Raw genomic sequence first — 17224 nt, 5'->3', positions numbered from 1 at the left:
TTTCACGCATGTGACAGGTGTCACTTATGCAGGTGGCTGCGGGCGGCCGGGCGTGCGGCATCTTGGGGTCGCCTGTCTCAGATCCCACTGTTCAAACGGTCCCATCTGAAACAAATGACCCCAAGATGCCGGGGTACGCGAGCTCAGCCGTGCGGCTCAGCCGTTGACCGGACCGCGCGGGCCGTAGTCGAACCGGGCCGTCGCGGGACCGAAGGCCTTGAGCCCGGCCGGCGCGTCCTCGGCGTCCAGGTGCAGTTCCACGAACGAACCGACGCCGCGCTCCTGCGCCGCGCCGGCGGCGGCCAGCGCCTCCTCCAACTGCCCGAAGGTGTGCACGCGGTGGCTGCGCATCGCGGAGTCGCGCTTGAACACCTGCGGCAGAGCGGCGTAGTCCCAGTCGGCCACATCGTTGTAGGCGGCGTCCATGCCCATGATCCAGCGCTCGATCGTATAGCCGCGGTTGTTCAGCAGGAAGATGATCGGCGCCTGCTCATGGGCCAGGATCGTCGACAGTTCCTGCGCGGTCAGCTGGAACGAGCCGTCCCCGATGAACAGCAGATGCCGACGCTCCGGTTCGGCCAGCTGGGAACCGAACAGGCACGGCAGGGTGAAGCCGATCGCACCCCAGATGCCCGAGTTGATGTAGCGCACGCCCTCCGGCAGCGTCTGCACGGACAGGCCGATGTGCGAGGTCCCGGCCTCTGCGATCACCGTGTCGCCGGGGTTCACGAAGGCCGCCATCCGGGGCCACAGGCGCGCGTGGTCCAGCGGGGCGTCCGGGCCGGGCATGTCCGGGCCGGCCACGTCTGCGGCGGGTGCCTCCGGGGCCGAGGCCACGCCGGCTCCGGCGGCGGTGTCACCCGCCGTGGCGCTTCCGCCCGGCGCAGCGGCCCCCGAACCGTCCTCGAGGCGTTCGACCAGCACCGCCAGCAGCTCGCTCACCGTGATCCCCACGTATTCGGCGCCGTGCACGCTGACGTGCTGGTCGCCGATGTCGACGATCGCCTGCTGGGGCAGATGATGGGTGAAGGAGCCGGAGTTCGTCTCGATGAAGCGCGGTGTGGTGGTCAGCAGGAAGTCCGCGTCCTCGATCGCCAGGCGGACCCCGGTGGGGGAGTTGGCCCCGCCATAGGTGCCCAGGAACAGCGGATCGTGTTCGCTGAGAATCCCCTTGCCGGTGCCCAACTGCGCATAGTGCGTGCCGGTCAGGCGGGACAGGGCCTGCAGAGCCGTGGCGAAACCGTGGCGGTCCGCATCCTGGTCGATCAGCATGGCCGGGCGCTGGGCCCTGGCCCATAGCTCGAGCACGGCATCGGCCGCGGCGGCCAGACGTTCCGGATCGGAACTCGGCAGTCCGGGGTCGAAGGGGGCGTCGGGGACCTCGATCGTCAGATGCGAGATATCGCTGGGCACCTGGATGTGCACAGGGCGCTTCTCGCGGATCGCGGTGTGCAGGATCCGGTCGATCTCCTCGGCCGCGTTGATCGGGGTGATGCGCACGGCTGCGGCGGTGAACTGGCCGATCGAGGAGAGCATATTGCTGAAGTCGCCGTCGGCCATCGAATGGTGCAGTTCCCAGCGGCCCTCGGTGGCGTACAGCGGGGGAGCGCCGGCGATGGAGACGACCGGCACGTGTTCGGCCGCAGCCCCCGCGATCCCGTTCAGGGCGCTGAGCTCGCCCACTCCATAGGTGGTCAGCAGGGCGGACAGGCCGCGGGCCCGCGAGTAGCCATCTGCTGCATAGGCGGCATTGAGCTCATTGGTGGTTCCGACGAAGCGGATGCCGGGAACCTGCGGGACCTGCTCGAGCAGATTGAGGTTGAAGTCGCCGGGGACGCCGATGAGTTCGGTGACGCCGGCCTGGACCAGGCGCGTGAGCAGGAACTCGCCGATGGGCATGCGCATGGGTGCCTCCTTTGTGTACAAGGCGGATGAATGAATAGGGCTCCAGCCTACGTGTGCGCAGTCACCCCAGGCGCTGCACCCGCCCCGTCACTTCCTACTTAGCGCCCGCCCCGAGCTGATGAACAGGGTGGCGACGACGCCCGCGGCCACGATCGCCACCAGCAGGAAGAGCGTGTCGCCCATGGCCTGGGAGAACGCGCCGTGCAGGAAGTCCGGGAGCGAGGCCGCACCCGCCCCCTGCTCGACCGCACCGGCACCCGCATCGCCGGCACCAGCGCCGGCCTGGCCGGTCCCGGCGGAACCCGCGCCACCACCCGAGCCGCCGGTACCGCCCATCCCGGCTGCTGCCTCGGCCAGCCGGGTGTTCAGGCGCGCCGTCATCATCGCCGCGACCGCCGCGGCTCCCACCACGGAGCCGATCTGCCGCGTGGTGTTGAAGATGCCCGAACCCGCCCCGGCCTCGCGCGGGCCCAGGTTCCGGGTGGCCAGCATCGACAGCGGCGCCCACATCGCGGCGTTGCCGATGCCCATCGGGATCGAGGCCAGGGCGACCCACAACCAATGCGGATTCGTCGAGATGACCGCGGCCTCGAGCGCCAGGCCGATGCCGAAGCAGGCCAACCCGATGCAGGCCGTCCAGCGCAGGCTCCACCGGTTGAGGTTCTTGCCCACAATGGGCGACAGGGCCCCGCCGATCACCGCCAGCGGTGCCATGATGAGGGCCGACTGTGCGGGCGAATACCCGGGGACGGTCTGCGCCCAGGTCACCAGCGGCAGCGCGAAGGTGCTGATGGACGCGCCGATCGTGGCCACCGTGACATTGGCCAGGGTGAAGTTGCGGTCGCGGAACAGGCGCAGCGGCACCAGTGGTTCGGTGCGGCGCTGCACCCCCTGCCAGATCACGAAGACGACCATGCACACCACGCCCAGGCCGATCAGCAGGGGGATGGAGAGGATCCCGGTGATGACGCCCCAGCGGTACTTCGCGCCCTCCTCGATGCCGAAGACGATGAGGAACATACCCACGGCGGACAGGAAGACGCCCAGGATGTCGAAGCGGTGGGAGTGCACGGCCATGCGCGGGACATTGCGTTCGGCCAGGATGAAGGCCACGATCCCGATGGGTACGTTGATGAAGAAGATCCACTGCCAGCCGACCGCATCGACCAGCACCCCGCCCAGAATCGGGCCCACCAGGGTGGCCACGCCGGCGGTGGCGCCCCAGACGCTCATCGCCGGTCCGCGCCGTTCGACGGGGAACAGGCGGGTGATGGCGGCCATGGGCTGCGGGGACATGAGGGCTGCGCCCAGGCCCTGGACCACGCGCGCCACGATGAGCATGGCCAGCCCGCCGGACAGGCCGCACCACAGGCTGGCCAGGGTGAAGACGACCAGGCCGATCTGGTAGACGCGCTTGGGGCCGAAGCGGTCTCCCATCCGCCCGGTCACCAGCAGTGGCACGGCATAGGCCAGCAGATAGGCGCTGACGACCCAGATGACATCGGTGACGCTGCGGTCGAAGTCCCCGGCGATGCGCGGCATCGCGACCGACACGATGGTGCCGTCGACCAGGATCATGAAGAAGCCGATGATCATCGACCACAGTGCCGGCCACGCCTGTTCGTGCGTGCCCGAATGTGCGAAGTGGCCGTTGTTCGGTGGTGTGGGCATGGTGTTCCCTTCGGATCGGCCCTGGTGCAACTGTCCGCTGCGCACCGGTCCGACCGTGCGCGGGCCGAGGTCCACCTTAGACCGTTCTGGGCGGTGTGACTGCTGAGCCGCTACTACGATGATTGGGTGACGGGCCACAGTCGGCCCGGGGACGGGGTTCGGACATGGCCGATCACACAGTGAGGCGCGGCGCGGCGGGCGATGCGGCGGGCTTCGGTGGCCGACCGTCCGGTGTGCTCCTCGGTAAGGGCGCGTGGTTCGTCTTCGCGGCCGGTGGGGCGATGGTCGCCCTGGCGACCTTCCTCGACGTGTGGTGGCTCCAGCTGCCGGCCTTCTGTGCCATCGCGCCGTCCTTGGCCCTGGCCCGGCGGATTCCCCCGCGACGCTGCTACCCGGCCGGACTGTGTTTCTTCGCAGCCTGGCTGCTGCCCACCACGTATTGGTATTACACCTTCATGCCCGTGTGGCTGGCCGTGCTGGCGAGCGTGGGTTATGTGGCGCTGGCGGCCAATCTGTTCCGGTTGTTCGAACTGCGCCGGCTCGCATTCCCGTTCGTGCTGGCCCTGCTGGTGGTCTGCTGGCCCGCGCTGACATTCGTCCGCATGCACCTGCCCGTGACGCAGGACTGGTGGATCCCGCACCTGGGGTATGCGGTGTGGCGCAACAGCGGGGTGCTGCAATTGGCGGGCCTGGGGCCGGGCCCCCTCGGCGGCGAGACCACGCTCGAGGCCGCGGTCGTGTTGGCCAATGCGCTGATCGCGTGGCTGCTCGTGGGCGTGGGGCGGGCGGCGCTTGTTGGCGGGACCTTGCCGGCCAGCGGGAGGCCGTCCGCCGGCAGGGCCGGGCTCGCCGGTCGAGCGCTGCCGACTCCGCGGGCGCGCCTCGCGCGGACGCTGGCCGGTCCCGCGCTCGCCGTGGTGCTCATGGGCGTGGTCGCCGGGGCCAACGTCATAGTCTGGCGGATGCCCGGTGCGGGGCCGGCGTCGGGTCCCGCGCGGATCCTCGCGCTCCAGCAACCGACCGCCGGAGGCGTCGATGTGCCCGCGACTCGGGAGGACGTCGGCGCACTGCAACGGGCCACTTCGGCGGCCCTGGAGGAATCCGGCGCGCGGAGCGCCGCGGCGGGGCCGACCGTGGTCGTATGGCCGGAGAACTCGCTGTCCTGGGATCTGCGGCCCCGGGTGGCCGAGGCGGCCCGCGAGCTGGACGTGGCCATCGTCTTCCACGCCGTCGAGGTGCGCGGTGCGGACCACCTCAAGCGGGTCATCATGGTCGACGCCGAGGGGCGCCAGGTGTTGGTCAATGCGAAGCTCCACATCGCCCCGGACGAGATCGGCACGGGGGAGTACTCCGCCGGGTCGGTGCGGCTGGCGGGGCGCGCGGTGACGGCCTACGTCTGCTATGACATGCACTATCCGGACAGTGTCGCCCGGATCGGGGAGGCCGACCTGGTGCTGGTGCCGATCAACGACGCCGCCTACGGGCCCCTGCAACAGCGGCTGCACGCGGCCGACCTGGCGATTCGGGCCGTGCAGTCGGGCGCGGAGGTCGTCTCCTCATCGACAACGGGACCCACTGTCCACATCGATCGGCACGGCGTTGTGCGCGATTGGGTGTCCGGGCACGGTGCGGGCTCGTTGCAGGTGGGGGAGCCGGCCGCGGGTTGAGTGGTGTGTCGGTTGAGTGGTGTTTCACGTGAAACACGAGGTGGGAAGGGGCGGCTGGCCGGCGCCCGGACGGCTGGTGGTCGGCTGGGCAGTGCTCAGCCCACCGCGGGTGCGCCGTGTCCCCTTTGGGCGCGGCCCAACCACACGGCCACTGCGAAGCAGGCGGCGTACATGATCGCCAGTACGATCCAGCCGGGCAGGTAGCTGTTCCAGTTGTCGAAACCGAAGCCCACCAGCACGGGGCCCACGGCGAACCCGAAGTTCATCCCGGCGGCCACCAGGCCCGAGGCCACACCGATCTTGGACCTCGGCGCAACCGCCATGACGCCGGAGTTGATGACGACGTTCGCCGCCAGGGGGAACGCCGCGTGCAGCAGCACGCCGAGCCACAGGAACACGGGAATGTGCCACAGGGCGACGGCGGCCAGGCAGGCCAGGCCGACGATTCCGCCCAGGCTCATCGTCTTGATCATCGCCGCGGGCCGGGCGAAGCGGCCTGCCATCCGGCCCCAGGCGTTGCGGCTGAGGATGCCGGCCACGCCGATCGCGGCCAGTAGGAGGCCGGCCAACTGGATCGGGAATCCGACGGTCTGCACGGCGAACAGCGAGGCGTAGGCGTTCAGGCCCTGCGTGCCCACCGCGTTGAGGAAGGAGCAGACGGCGAACAGCCAGACGGCCAGCGGCAGGCGCGCCGGCTGCGGTTCCCCGGCCGAGGCCTCGGCCGGGCCGGCGGTATCGCTCGGCCGGGGTGCCCCGGCGGGTTCCGCGCCGGAGTCGGTGGCGTCCGTCGCGTCCTCGGGGAGCACCTGCCGGGTGGTGGCCTCGGTGGGGGAGTTTTGTAGGCGGGTGATGACGAACCAAGCGACGACCAGCAGTACGCCGGCGACGGACGCGCACATGATGGCGACGCCGGTCCAGCCGGCCAGGCCGCCAACCAGCGGGACTGTCAAACCGGAGAACAGGAGGCCGAACTGCACGCCCGACTGCTTCCAGCCCATCCATGCGCCGCGCTGTCGCAGGGGGACGCTGTGTGCGATGATCCGGTTGGTCGCGGGGTTCGACAGGGCCGCCGCGGGGCCTGCGAAGACCGCGGCGACCAGCAGTGCCGCATAGGTCGGGGCCGTGATGCTGACCAGGAAGGAGACGACCATGGTCAGGAAGATCAGAGTGATCTGCAGGCGTACGGGGATGCGGTCCGACAGGATGCCCAGCACGATCGAACTGCCGCCGGCGATGATGAACAGCAGGGTGATGATGAGGCCGTATTGTCCCTCGGTGATGCCATAGGTCCGCACCACTTCGGAACTCAGCGCGCCCAGCGAGTAGTTGAAGATCGGGCCGATCGCCATGGTCGCGACGAGCACGAACAAGAGGATGCCGGGGGCCTTGGGGGGATGTGCTGGGGTGGGCTGAGCGTGTGAGCGGGGAGACATATAGCCATGCTATACATGTCTCCCGATTGGGTCGGGGTGCTGTCCGCGATGGGAGCGGGGTGGGGTGGGTGTGGTGCGGGGGCGGCGGCTGGAAGTGATCCGATTAGACCTTTGGAAGCAGCCCCGTCCTCAACGCGGCGGATCGCAGATCATCCCGAAATGTGTCGAGGGATTTCAGGGTGTACATTCCGTCGATTTGCCGGTCGGTCCACAACTGATGGATCTTCCGCAGGTCCGATTGACGGGACTTCCAGCCGATGCCGTCGATGACTGCCATAACGTATTGGCGGGGCAAGCGGACTTCTGCCATTTCCTCGATCTCCCTGACCGCATCGGTCAGCTTGCTTCCGGTTGAATCGAATCCCTTGGCCGCTACGACGATCTGTGGGTCCGCAGTTCCTGGAATCACGAGGTCGCACGGCGCGCTGCGGTTATTGCGGCCGGTGAATCGTGTCCGAGTGGCATAGGGCAGACCGAGCTCGATGGCTACCGCTTCGATTCGGTCCTCAACTCTGCGCCCTGATACGCCCGCACGGGTAGCCGTGACTCTGGTACCGGCCCTGGCCACCAAGATGTCGCCCAGGGTGTAGGAGTGGTTCAGCTGTGCGGCCGTCAGCCTGACCAGGTCGAACTCTTCATCGAACCAGGTGATGAGAGCTTCGGGCTCTGCTTTGGCCAAGGTCGTCCAGCCGGATGTGTCGAAGCGGTTGCGCAGGGCGTTTTTGAGCTTTTCCTGGCTGAGCCCGACCATGAGCCCGAGGACGGGGACGTCTGCCGGGTAGCGGATAACCCAATCGGCAAGGGCCTCTACGCTGATCTCCTGTATGCATTCAAGGCTCTGGGCTGCACCCTTGATCGCTTCTGTTTGGGCAGTTGTCGAAGTCGGGTCGATATGGGGTGTCAATCGGCCGAGCGAGGATAGATAGTCGTCGAAGGTGACAGGAGTGCTCATCAGTCCCTGCCCACGAAGATGTATTCGGTTACGTTTCGTCTGGTGGCAGCGGAGTGCGTTCCGAACGCATAGGTATGGTCTACTTCGCGTACTTCCACCCGCGGTTTGTAGGCCTGAAGGATTTCAATGATGCGGTCGCGTCCGGGCAACGCGTTCGACGAATAGGACAGGATGATCGCCCCGGCGTTTTTGAACTTGTCGAAAGTGCGGTCCAACGCATCTTCAATCGTCCGTTTGTATGCGAAGGGAGTGTATTTCTTCTCGATCTTCTTGGTTTTCGTATTCTCCATGATGGTGACTCCGCGCCAGTACAGGCTGAGGCCTTCGAGGAAGTGATAGCGCTTCATATAGTCGGCGTCGTCACTGGGCGGGGCATAGGGCGGGTCCAGGTAGACCAGGTCGGGGGAGTCCTGCGGGAGTTCGAACACGTCTCCATGGACGGACATGCTGGTCCGCTCCGATTCGAAGACCACTGAGTTGTAATCTGTGACGTGTTCGCGGAAGTGCTGGTGCAGTGGGAGTTGGAGGTCGCGGCGGCCATCGGCATAGCGGGACGAATCGGTGAAGGTGAAGACGCCTCGCGGCTGTTTGCGGGCGGCGGACAGAACCAAGGCGGCAAGCGCGATGTCGCGGGTGTAGTCGTCCAACTGGTCGATATGGGACCAAGCCGAGTCGAGGAATGCCCTGTCTTCGGCGCTGAAGTACAATCCGTCGAATGTGCTCTGGATGAAGTCGCGGTCATCTGCTGCCGGTCCACAGATCTTCTCCACCAGGTCTGTAGGTAGGGTGGCGTGCTGGTTTTCTACCGTGGCCCGGGTGATCGTCGTGGGGAAATGGAGGAAGTCATTGCTGACCACGGAGAACCCCATGGACTTCAACAGATATGAGACCACTCCGGATCCGGAGAAAGCATCAACCGCAGTGGTGCCACCCACGTGATTGAAGACTTCCCAGAGCGCGGGCAGTAGCCGGTACTTCGATCCCATGTACCGCAGACGCGGAAAGCTCCTGGCGCGCTGTAGAGGATCATCGAACAGCGTGGGTGTCTGGAGCGGGCTAGTGGTCATGCGACCATGCTAGCCGGGAGGTCTGACATCGGACTGTTCCGCCGACATACGGGGTGCTCCTCGCCATCGCACTGTAATGCACCTCACCTTATGTTTCTCGGAGCTTCCGCTAAAGTTCTGCTCAGGTAGTCCGCATTGGGCGGACCCACTCATGAAAGTGAATATGAGCGCAACATCCCGCATCTCCCGCGTCCTCGTCTCTGCGGCAGTGGCCCTCGGCCTCGTCGCCGGTGGCACCCCCGCCATCCAGGCCCTGGCACCCGAGGCGACGGTCGCCACGGCCCAGGCCGCGACCTCGGCGGCCAAGAAGGTCACCGTCAAGAAGATCCCCAATAAGAAGGTCAAGGGATCCGCCAAGGCCACCGTCAAGCCCAAGTACTCCAAGGGCAAGAAGGTCAAGGTCAAGTCCGCCAAGCTGACCGTCAAGAAGGGCAAGAAGACGGTCGCGAAGAACAAGAAGTCCGTCAAGCTCAAGGCCGGCACATACAAGGTCACGACGACCGTGAAGTACTCGCTCAAGGGCAAGAAGAAGGTCTACAAGGTCTCCAAGAAGCAGACGCTCAAGGTGATCAAGACGAAGGCGAAGGCCAAGAAGAAGCGCGGGACGCGTTACGTCCCCTCGGGCTGGAACTGCCCCAGGGCGTACCCGATCAAGGGGAACCAGTCCGGCATCTACCATGTGCCCGGCGGTACCTACTACGACCGGACCAACCCGGAGGAGTGCTTCTCCTCGGCAGCTGCCGCGCGTCATGCCGGCTACCGCGCCTCCAAGCGGTGAGATCCCCCGGAGTGCGAGCCCCGGCTCCACTCCGCTGACGACGGCTCCCGGGCCCTCTCTTTCCACTACTTACCGAAATGTTGATTTCCGAGCCGAAATGCCGGATTTTCACCACTTCGGTAAGTAGTGGAAGTCATTCAGGGGTGTGACCGGAATGAACGGTGTGACAGTGCCGTTGATTAGGATGGGATGACCGCCGAGGATACCGAGCGCCATTGCGCATCCGGGCCCCGGCACACAGTCATACGGCACACAGCCAACAGCATCTTCGAAGGGACCCGCGCGCAATGAGCGAAGAACTGGTCGTACTCCTGGACGACGCCGGCAATCCGATCGGCACCACGCCCAAGGCGACCGTGCACACGGAGGACACGCCCCTGCACCGGGCGTTCTCCTGCTTCGTCCACAATGAACAGGGCCAGATCCTGCTGACCCGCCGCGCGCTGAGCAAGAAGACCTGGCCCGGCGTGTGGACCAATTCCTTCTGCGGACACCCCGGTCCGGACGAACCCGACACCGAGGCCATCGCGCGGCGCGCCCAGGACGAACTGGGTATGCGCATCACCGACATCACCGAGGTCCTGCCGGACTTCCGCTACCGTGCGATCGACGCCTCGGGCATCGTGGAGAACGAGATCTGCCCCGTCTACACCGCGCAGATCGACGGCGATGTGCGTGCCCGCGCCGACGAAGTCATGGACTTCGCCTGGGTCGCCCCCGAGCAACTCACTCAGGCGCTGCGCGCGACCCCCTTCGCCTTCAGCCCCTGGTTGGGCTGGGAGTGGGAAGAGCTGGTGGGCCAGGCGTGAGGGCTTCGGGCGCAGAGGGCTCTGGCGCCTCGGAGTCGGTGCGCGGTGCCGCCGACCCCTTCGGACTGGACCTGCCGGTCGGCACCCGGCCGGTCGCCTCGGGCCCCTACCTGGAACACGGCGATGTGGTGCGCTGGCACTTCCGCCGCCACGACTACCCGCGTCACCTGACCGAGGTCGTCCAGCCGCTGCGCGTGGTCGCCCACGATGAGCGCGGCATCGTGCTGTGGCTGGCGGGGGACAGCGTGACGGTCGAGTCCCGGCTGGTCGGCTACGCGGACATCAATCCGCACCTGGTGCCCTTCGACGTGCGCTTCGTGCCGGATCCGCCCACCCGGGTGCAGGTGCCCGGCTCCTGGTACGGCAGCGGGGTGCTGCGCATCGTGCCGGCGGACAGCCCCTTCTCCGTCTGGGTCTTCCGCGACCGCACCGGGGCGCACAAGTCCTGGTACATCAACCTCGAACAGCAGCACCGGCTGTTGGACAGCGGGGACGTCGGAGTCGCAGCAGACCTGTTCACCGCCGACCACATCCTCGACGTGGTGGTGCGCCCCGATGGGAGCCGGCGCTTCAAGGACGAGGATGAGCTGGCCGGCGCGGTCGAATTCGGCATGTGGACACCCCGGATCACGGAGCGGATCCGCGCGAACTCGCAGATCGCGCTGGCTGCCCTCGAAGACGGGGCACACCCGGCCCACTGGGCGTTCTCTCCGGAATGGACGCAGTGGCGGGCTCCCGAAACGTGGGGGCCCCTCGGGGTTTAGAACTTCACAGCGCCGGGACATTCGATGATCCGCGGCAGCATCGAGAGTCCGGTTCATGCAGTTCTTGAAGCGCAGGATCCGCAAGAACCGGACTCTCGATGGACGCACGCCCCATCGAGTGGGAACCTACCCGCGGAAGAAGGCGAAGACCTGGGCGATCTGCTCGGGTTCGGCGCCCGCTGCCAGCGCCAGGGTCAACAGCAGGCGGGCCTTCCTGGCATCGACGAAGCCCGCGGGGATCAGCCCCAGCCGCTGCAGGTCCAACTCCGAGCCCGGATAGCCGTAGGTGGACTCCAGGGTCCGGCCCGAGCCGGTGCGCGAGGCGTAGACGACTGGCACCCGCTTGGCCAGGGCCTCGACCTCGTCCAGGGCCCAGAACGGCACATGGCCGCCGCCCACACCCGCGATCACCGCGCCGGCATAGCCCGCATCCGGCAGGTACGACAGCAGCTTGAGCGATTCGCCCATGCCCACCTCGATCAGCGCGACGTCCGGATAGGTGCCGCGCCCGGTGATCTCCGGCAGCTCGGTGCCAGGCTCGCCCAAGGCCGTCGCGCCATTCACGCCAGCGCCCGCCGCGCCTTCCGGCCCCGGCTCCTGCTCGGGCACGCCGAAGGGGCTGGGCACCCGGGCGGGCATATGCGCCAGGACGAGCCGGTCCTCGGACACCCAGCCCAAGGGCCCGGCTGCGGGACCCGAGGTGAAGGTCGACGCCGAGGACGCGTGCGCCTTGCGCACGAACGTCGGGTCGTGCACCTCGTCGTTGAACACGAGCACGGCCGGCAGGAATGACATCTGCTCGTCGAGCGCGGTGACCACGGCTGCACGGACGTTCGCGGGACCGTCGGCGCCTGGTAGGGATGGCCCGCGCATCGCGCCGGTCAGCACGATCGGGATGCCCGCATCGTTCATCACCGACAGCGCGAAGGCGGACTCCTCCAGGGTGTCGGTGCCCTGCGTGAGCACCACGGCGCGGGCGCCCGCCGCAGCGGCTCGGCGGGTGGCGCGCACAACGCGTGCCAGGTGGTCCAGGGTGATCGCGCCGGAGCCCACCTGCGCGATCTGCTCGAAGGTCACGCGCACCCCGCCGGCCGGCGCGCCCTCCGGGCCCAGCAGCTCGGGTCCCGGACCGCCGGCCAGCCCGGTGCCCGGCAGGGTGTCCAGGCGCGCGGCAGCCGCAATGGCCTCGGCCCCTACCTGCGGGGTCACGCCCGCGTTCCCGGAATCCGCCGGGACCGAGGCGATCGTGCCGCCCAGCGCCAGGAAGTGGATGAGCGGGGCGGACCCGTCATGGGCGGCGGGAGCGGCCGGGAAGCCGGCGGGTACAGCGTCTGTCACAGAACTACCTTCCAGATGATCATGAGGACCGTGGTGAAGAAGCCCACCACGTAGTTGATGCGGATGAAGAACTTCCAGCCGTCGTGCGCACGGGCGGAGTCCTCGTCCGAGATGTTCCAGAACCGCCCGGCCATCACCAGATAGGGCACGGCCAGCAGCGAGCCCAGCCACAGGGGCCAGGGCGCGAAGGCGACGAGGACGCCGGCCACCGCGTAGAGCAGCACCGCCAGCTGGCAGGTGGCCCTGGCGCCCAGCACGGTGGCCACGGACTTCAGGCCGGCCGCGCGGTCGGGGCCCACGTCCTGCACCGCGCCGAAGGCCTGGCTGGCCACGCCCCACAGGAAGAAGGCCAGCAGCACGCGGGTGCCGGTGGCGTCGGGCCAGGCGCCCACGCAGGCCAGGGCGAACCAGGCGGGGGAGGAGAAGTGTACGGACGAGGTGACCGAGTCCAGGATCGGCACCTCCTTGAACCGCAGTCCCTTGACGCTGTAGGCGGCCACCGCGAACAGGCTCAGCGCCAGCACGCCGACCATCGCCCACGAGCCGACCACTACGAAGTACGCGACGAAGGGCAGGCAGCTCAGGATGGCCGAGGTGATGATCGTGTGATGGTGGCCCGGTGGCACCAGGTGCCCCTCGACGCCGCCCTTGCGTGGATTGCGCAGGTCCGATTCGTAGTCGAAGACGTCGTTGATGCCGTACATCGCGAGGTTGTAGGGGATGAGGAAGAACAGGCAGCCGATCCAGAACGTCCAGTCCGGGCCGCCGCCGGCCAGCAGGTAGGCGGCGCCGAAGGGGAAGGCCGTGTTGATCCAGGAGATCGGCCGCGAGGAGCGGATGACATCGCCCAGGGATGCGTGACCGGCGGCTTTCTGGATGGTTTCAGCGTTCGTCTGCATGCGTGTGCGTTCCTCCCGTCGACGACTCGCCTGTATCGGCCAGGGTACTCGGTTGCCCGCGCTGTGGTGTCGGACCCAACAGGCTCCACAGCGCCGGCAGGGTGAGGGCGGCGAACAGCGAGTAGGCCAGATCCTCCACCGGCATCAGGCCGATGCGCGCTCCGCTGGAGTGTGCGCTGCTGTACTCCATCAACCCCACCAGGATCATGATGTTGTCGAACACTATAGTCAGCGCGAACAGGATCGCGGCGGCGCCCAGCCCCGCACGCCACGACAGTCCGCCGCGGCGCAGCGCCACTCCGAACACGATGGCGGCTGGGACCAGGAAGACCAGGTTGATCAGGGTATAGGTCATCGTCTGTCCCCTGAGTCGCCGAGGCGCTTGCGCAGGGTAAGCAAGATCCTCGCCGATCCCGTGTAGAGGACCATGGTGCACCAGATGAGGAAGGCCAGGAAGAACAGTTCCTCCAGCGTCAGGTGGGGGACGATCTCGATACCGGACAGATAGGGGCTGGGGCCGCGGGTGAACACGCCGAAGCCGATCCCCAACAGGTCCCAGGCGATGAAGCACACGAAGCCGATCCCGTGCACCCAGGCGGCGCGGCGGGCGTCGGCGAACCAGAACAGGCCGAAGCGCCAGTCCAACAGCCCCATGCAGGCCAGCCCGCCCAGCAGGCAGCCGAGGTAGGCGAAGGTCATGGGTGCTGTACCCCCGTGCGGCCGGCGCCCGGCTGCAGCGTTCCCGGGCACGGTGTTTCCCCGCGCAGGACTTCTTTGCGCAGTGCCGCGGGCTCCAGCGGATGTGTGGAGCGGTCGTCCAACAGGGCCTTGAGGACGTTCTCCGCACTGATCAGCGCCATCGGCAGGCCCACCCCCGGCGCGGCGTAGGTTCCGGCATAGGCCAGATTCCCCACGCGCCGGCTCAGTGTGCGCCCCCGGAACATCGCGGACTGGAACAGCGTGTTCGCAGGTCCCAGTGCGGTGCCCGACCAGGCGTAATAGGAGCGCGCATAGTCACCGGGGGCCAGCAGATGGCGGACCAGTGTGCGTTCGCGCAGATCCGGGGCGTCTATGCGTGCGCCGACGGCATCGACGATGCCGTCGGCATAGTCCTCGACGTCGTTCCGGCCTGCGCGCAGCTGTTCATCTGCGGGGACCGGGACCAGGACGAACAGGTTCTCGCAGTCCGCCGGTGCCACCGATGGGTCCGTGACCGATGGTGTGCACACGTAGGCGCTGGCCGGCTGTGGCAGGACGCGCTCGGTGAAGATCTGGTCGAAGTTGCGGTCCCAGTCGCGGGTGAAGAACAGATTGTGGTGGGTCAGCTCGGGCAGGCGTCCACGCACCCCCAACATCAGGGTCAGCGCCCCGAAGCCGGGGTCCTTGCGGCCTCCCAGAGCCGATGCCACGCGCTCGCGTGTGCCACCGTGCGTCACCGGGCTGTGGATAGCCGCCCCACCAGGCACCGTGCGTCCCCAGGCCTGTGGACGCACGGTGCGCGCCCATCCGGGCAGCAGGCGCGTCTCGAAGTGGTGCTGGTCCCCGGCCGAGACCAGGAAGTCCAGTGGCACCGACTCCAGCGCGGGCCCTGTTCCCGCTGGGTCCCTCTGCGGGTTCGAATGTGGGGCAGTGTGCGGGTTCGAACGTGGGGTCGAGCGCCGGATCAGCACCTCGTGCACACTGCCGCTCCGGCCGGAGCCCCGCATGCCGCGGGAGGTGGGGCGGTCCGCCCGCACTGCCACGACCTCGGCGCCGGTGTGGATGCGCACGCCCGCGGCCCGCGCCAGACCCGCGATCGCCGTGATGATCGTGTGCATCCCGCCCAGGGGGTACTGCACGCCGTCGACCAGATCCAGATGGCTCATCAGCTGGTACAGCGCGGGCGCGCGCCGGGGCTCGGTGCCCAGGAAGACCGCCGGATAGCCCAGCATCTGGCGCAGCAGCGGGTGCTCGACCGTCCGCTCGACGCGGTGCCCCAGGCTGCCGGCCAGCAGTCCCGGCAACCGCGGCAGCCTGCTGAGCACCCGGGCCGAGGCCAGCGCGGAGTAGCCGCGCGCGCCCGTGAAAGTCGTGTAGAGGAAGGAGTCGAGGGCGAGCCGGTAAGTGTCGCTCGCTTCGTCCAGGTAGGCGTCCAATGTGTGGGACGAGCCGGGTTCGAGGGCTTCGGCCAGGGACAGCACGCGCTCACGGGGGACCCTGTGACCTCCGGTCGATCCGGTGTGGATGGGCGCGGTTGTGGCGGCAGGGCTGTGACCTCCGGTCGGGATGGCGCCGGGGACGTCGATGGAACCGGAGCCGGCCGTATCGAAGATGCGGTAGCCGGGGTCCAGTGTGATCATGTCCAACTGTTCGTCCGTCGAGGTGCCGCACAGGTTGAAGAAGTGCTCGAAGACCTCGGGCATCAGGTACCAGCTGGGGCCGGTGTCGAAGGTGAAACCGGAGTCCTCGATGATGCCGGCCCGGCCTCCGAGCTGCGGATTCTTCTCCCACAGATCCACATCGGCGCCTGCGCGGGCCAACAGGGTGGCGGTGGCCAGGCCTGCGATCCCCCCGCCGATCACACCGATTCTCATGCGTGCCGGTCCTCGTCATGCCGGTCTGTTCGGTGTTGGTCCGCCCGGGCTTGGTCCGCCTGCTGCCGGTTCTTTCGGCGCAGGCTGCGCGGGGCGTGCGGCAGCAGGGCGCGCTCCAGCAGAGTGCGTGTCGGGGAGCCCGCCTGCCCGGAGCGGGAGGTCGCGCCCCGGCACACGGCGCCGGCCACGATCGCCAGTTTCTTCGCATCGGGCACCCGGATCCGGGAGGTGGCCAGGAGTTCGGCCGGTGCGGCGTCCAGCCGCTCGGTGAGCTCGGCGAACAGGTCGTGGGCAGCCCAGACGGCGGGCCGTACGGGGGTCGGCAATTCGTCGATGACGGTTGCCGCCCTGGCCAGGTCTGCGCGGATAACGGCGACTTCACGGTCCTTGGCCTCGGCGTTCATGCCAGTGGCGTTCATGCCCCCAAACCGGGAAGATGCCCCGGTATCCGGGGGTGTTTCCCCGGTTTCGGGGCATGCGCACAGATAGGCGCGGTGCAGATCGTCCGCGTCCTCGGCCAGGTCGCGCAGGAAGTTCACGCGCTGGAACGCAGAGCCCAGGGCCCGGGCCCCGTCCTCCAGCCGGGTCAGGCGCGCGGCCGGGACCGGGGCGTCGGCGAGGAAGATGCGCAGGCACATCAGTCCCACGACCTCGGCGGAACCGTGGATATATGCGGCCAGCGTTTCGGGGGTGTGGGGTTCGGGGTCCGCGTCGGCGGCCATCGAGGCGAAGAACGGGTCCCAGAGTTCGGCGGTGATCCCGGTCGCCCTGGCGGTCTGGGCGAAGGCGTGGACGATCAGATCGGAGGAGAAACCGCAGTCCACCGCACGGACGATGCGGGCGCGGAAGGCCTCGAGCTCCGCGATCTTCTGTGCGCCGGTGGCGTTCGGCCAGGCGCCGTCGACGACCTCGTCGGCCACGCGGACCATCGCGTAGAGGTGGCCGATGCGTTCCGAAACGGGGCTGGGCAGCAGGCGGGAGGCCAGGGAGAAGCTGGTGGAGTAGCGTCCGATCACCGTGCGGGCCGCTCGTCCGGCCGCGCGCGTGTACATCGGGGCCGGTGCTTGGGTCATAGGCAAATCATCTCATGTCGGCATGGTGGGACGGCCCGGGCCGGTCGCTGCCGCATCACATGCGCAAACCTGCAAGGCATACGCATATATGCGTATGCCTTGCAGGTTTGCGCATGTGATGTCGTGAGGCTGGCGTGATCCTATCGAAGTGCCAGTTGCCGCGATCGTAAAGAGAACAAGCAATATTGTTAAAATAGGGGGCGCCGGGTATGGTGGCTTCACTCCAGTAGGCGATGGGGATGTACGTGGAGGTGTGTCCGTCCAGTACGTCCGACAGGAGGAGCAATGATGCACT

15 protein-coding genes are annotated in these 17224 nt (G+C 67.8%); 4 read left to right on the top strand and 11 right to left on the bottom strand.

The genetic code is table 11. From position 1 onward, the window contains the following. Window positions 1-156 precede the first annotated feature (156 nt). On the bottom strand, window positions 157-1905 hold the full coding sequence (locus NQ038_RS11725; RefSeq protein ID WP_257062637.1) for an alpha-keto acid decarboxylase family protein: 1749 nt from the start codon (window positions 1903-1905) through the stop codon (window positions 157-159). A gap of 87 nt (window positions 1906-1992) precedes the next feature. After that, on the bottom strand, window positions 1993-3576 hold the full coding sequence (locus tag NQ038_RS11720; protein WP_257062636.1) for a DHA2 family efflux MFS transporter permease subunit: 1584 nt from the start codon (window positions 3574-3576) through the stop codon (window positions 1993-1995). Window positions 3577-3740: 164 nt separating this feature from the next. On the opposite strand from NQ038_RS11720, the gene NQ038_RS11715 reads away from it, so the two are divergent. Continuing rightward, on the top strand, window positions 3741-5243 hold the full coding sequence (locus NQ038_RS11715; protein WP_257059844.1) for a hypothetical protein: 1503 nt from the start codon (window positions 3741-3743) through the stop codon (window positions 5241-5243). A 95-nt stretch (window positions 5244-5338) separates the two neighbouring features. Here the strand turns inward: NQ038_RS11715 and NQ038_RS11710 are convergent, their stop codons facing one another. From NQ038_RS11710 to NQ038_RS11700, 3 genes are all read right to left on the bottom strand, one after another. Continuing rightward, window positions 5339-6676: a nitrate/nitrite transporter gene (locus tag NQ038_RS11710; RefSeq protein WP_257049467.1), complete on the bottom strand. Its 1338-nt coding sequence runs from the start codon at window positions 6674-6676 to the stop codon at window positions 5339-5341. Between the two features lie 103 nt (window positions 6677-6779). Continuing rightward, entirely contained in the window at window positions 6780-7628 is an 849-nt protein-coding gene (locus tag NQ038_RS11705; RefSeq protein WP_257049465.1) for a hypothetical protein, read from the bottom strand. Beyond that, on the bottom strand, window positions 7628-8695 hold the full coding sequence (locus NQ038_RS11700; RefSeq protein WP_257049464.1) for a DNA adenine methylase: 1068 nt from the start codon (window positions 8693-8695) through the stop codon (window positions 7628-7630). The genes NQ038_RS11705 and NQ038_RS11700 overlap by 1 nt, the downstream gene beginning before the upstream one ends. Window positions 8696-8858: 163 nt before the next feature. On the opposite strand from NQ038_RS11700, the gene NQ038_RS11695 reads away from it, so the two are divergent. The 3 genes from NQ038_RS11695 to NQ038_RS11685 all read left to right on the top strand — a co-directional run bounded on the left by NQ038_RS11695 (window position 8859) and on the right by NQ038_RS11685 (window position 11046). Continuing rightward, window positions 8859-9473: a hypothetical protein gene (locus tag NQ038_RS11695; RefSeq protein ID WP_257049463.1), complete on the top strand. Its 615-nt coding sequence runs from the start codon at window positions 8859-8861 to the stop codon at window positions 9471-9473. Window positions 9474-9760: 287 nt separating this feature from the next. Beyond that, a complete protein-coding gene (idi, locus tag NQ038_RS11690) occupies window positions 9761-10282 on the top strand; it encodes an isopentenyl-diphosphate Delta-isomerase (protein ID WP_257049461.1) in 522 nt (173 codons plus the stop codon). Next, window positions 10279-11046, top strand: coding sequence for a DUF402 domain-containing protein (locus NQ038_RS11685; protein ID WP_257062635.1), 768 nt, complete (start codon window positions 10279-10281; stop codon window positions 11044-11046). Before idi ends, NQ038_RS11685 begins: the two co-directional genes overlap by 4 nt. 126 nt (window positions 11047-11172) lie before the next feature. On the opposite strand, the gene NQ038_RS11680 is transcribed toward NQ038_RS11685, so the two are convergent. The 6 genes from NQ038_RS11680 to NQ038_RS11655 are packed head-to-tail and all read right to left on the bottom strand — an operon-like array spanning window position 11173 to window position 16929. After that, entirely contained in the window at window positions 11173-12384 is a 1212-nt protein-coding gene (locus NQ038_RS11680) for an asparaginase domain-containing protein (RefSeq protein WP_257062634.1), read from the bottom strand. After that, window positions 12381-13283 carry a prenyltransferase gene (locus tag NQ038_RS11675; RefSeq protein ID WP_257062633.1) on the bottom strand — a complete coding sequence of 301 codons (903 nt, stop codon included), beginning with the start codon at window positions 13281-13283 and terminating at the stop codon, window positions 12381-12383. Before NQ038_RS11675 ends, NQ038_RS11680 begins: the two co-directional genes overlap by 4 nt. After that, window positions 13267-13638 (bottom strand): lycopene cyclase domain-containing protein, encoded by a 372-nt coding sequence (locus tag NQ038_RS11670; protein ID WP_257062632.1) that lies wholly within the window; start codon window positions 13636-13638, stop codon window positions 13267-13269. Before NQ038_RS11670 ends, NQ038_RS11675 begins: the two co-directional genes overlap by 17 nt. Further along, window positions 13635-13982 carry a lycopene cyclase domain-containing protein gene (locus NQ038_RS11665; protein WP_257062631.1) on the bottom strand — a complete coding sequence of 116 codons (348 nt, stop codon included), beginning with the start codon at window positions 13980-13982 and terminating at the stop codon, window positions 13635-13637. Before NQ038_RS11665 ends, NQ038_RS11670 begins: the two co-directional genes overlap by 4 nt. Then, a complete protein-coding gene (locus NQ038_RS11660; protein ID WP_257062630.1) occupies window positions 13979-15856 on the bottom strand; it encodes an FAD-dependent oxidoreductase in 1878 nt (625 codons plus the stop codon). Before NQ038_RS11660 ends, NQ038_RS11665 begins: the two co-directional genes overlap by 4 nt. Beyond that, entirely contained in the window at window positions 15853-16929 is a 1077-nt protein-coding gene (locus NQ038_RS11655; protein ID WP_257062629.1) for a squalene/phytoene synthase family protein, read from the bottom strand. Before NQ038_RS11655 ends, NQ038_RS11660 begins: the two co-directional genes overlap by 4 nt. Window positions 16930-17224: the final 295 nt, after the last annotated feature.

Source organism: Brevibacterium sp. 50QC2O2 (assembly GCF_024580675.1).
GTDB classification, from domain to species: Bacteria; Actinomycetota; Actinomycetes; order Actinomycetales; family Brevibacteriaceae; genus Brevibacterium; species Brevibacterium moorei.
Note: the sequence above shows the minus strand (reverse complement) of the source record. Positions and strands in the feature narration are given on the sequence as shown.

Coding starts and splice junctions, on each gene's coding strand:
- NQ038_RS11665 (WP_257062631.1), bottom strand. CDS start 13,982: ATGACCTTCGCCTACCTCGGCTGCCTGCTGGGCGGGCTGGCCTGCATG.
- NQ038_RS11710 (WP_257049467.1), bottom strand. CDS start 6,676: ATGTCTCCCCGCTCACACGCTCAGCCCACCCCAGCACATCCCCCCAAG.
- NQ038_RS11695 (WP_257049463.1), top strand. CDS start 8,859: ATGAGCGCAACATCCCGCATCTCCCGCGTCCTCGTCTCTGCGGCAGTG.
- NQ038_RS11720 (WP_257062636.1), bottom strand. CDS start 3,576: ATGCCCACACCACCGAACAACGGCCACTTCGCACATTCGGGCACGCAC.
- idi (WP_257049461.1), top strand. CDS start 9,761: ATGAGCGAAGAACTGGTCGTACTCCTGGACGACGCCGGCAATCCGATC.
- NQ038_RS11725 (WP_257062637.1), bottom strand. CDS start 1,905: ATGCGCATGCCCATCGGCGAGTTCCTGCTCACGCGCCTGGTCCAGGCC.
- NQ038_RS11655 (WP_257062629.1), bottom strand. CDS start 16,929: ATGACCCAAGCACCGGCCCCGATGTACACGCGCGCGGCCGGACGAGCG.
- NQ038_RS11660 (WP_257062630.1), bottom strand. CDS start 15,856: ATGAGAATCGGTGTGATCGGCGGGGGGATCGCAGGCCTGGCCACCGCC.
- NQ038_RS11675 (WP_257062633.1), bottom strand. CDS start 13,283: ATGCAGACGAACGCTGAAACCATCCAGAAAGCCGCCGGTCACGCATCC.
- NQ038_RS11715 (WP_257059844.1), top strand. CDS start 3,741: ATGGCCGATCACACAGTGAGGCGCGGCGCGGCGGGCGATGCGGCGGGC.
- NQ038_RS11670 (WP_257062632.1), bottom strand. CDS start 13,638: ATGACCTATACCCTGATCAACCTGGTCTTCCTGGTCCCAGCCGCCATC.
- NQ038_RS11700 (WP_257049464.1), bottom strand. CDS start 8,695: ATGACCACTAGCCCGCTCCAGACACCCACGCTGTTCGATGATCCTCTA.
- NQ038_RS11705 (WP_257049465.1), bottom strand. CDS start 7,628: ATGAGCACTCCTGTCACCTTCGACGACTATCTATCCTCGCTCGGCCGA.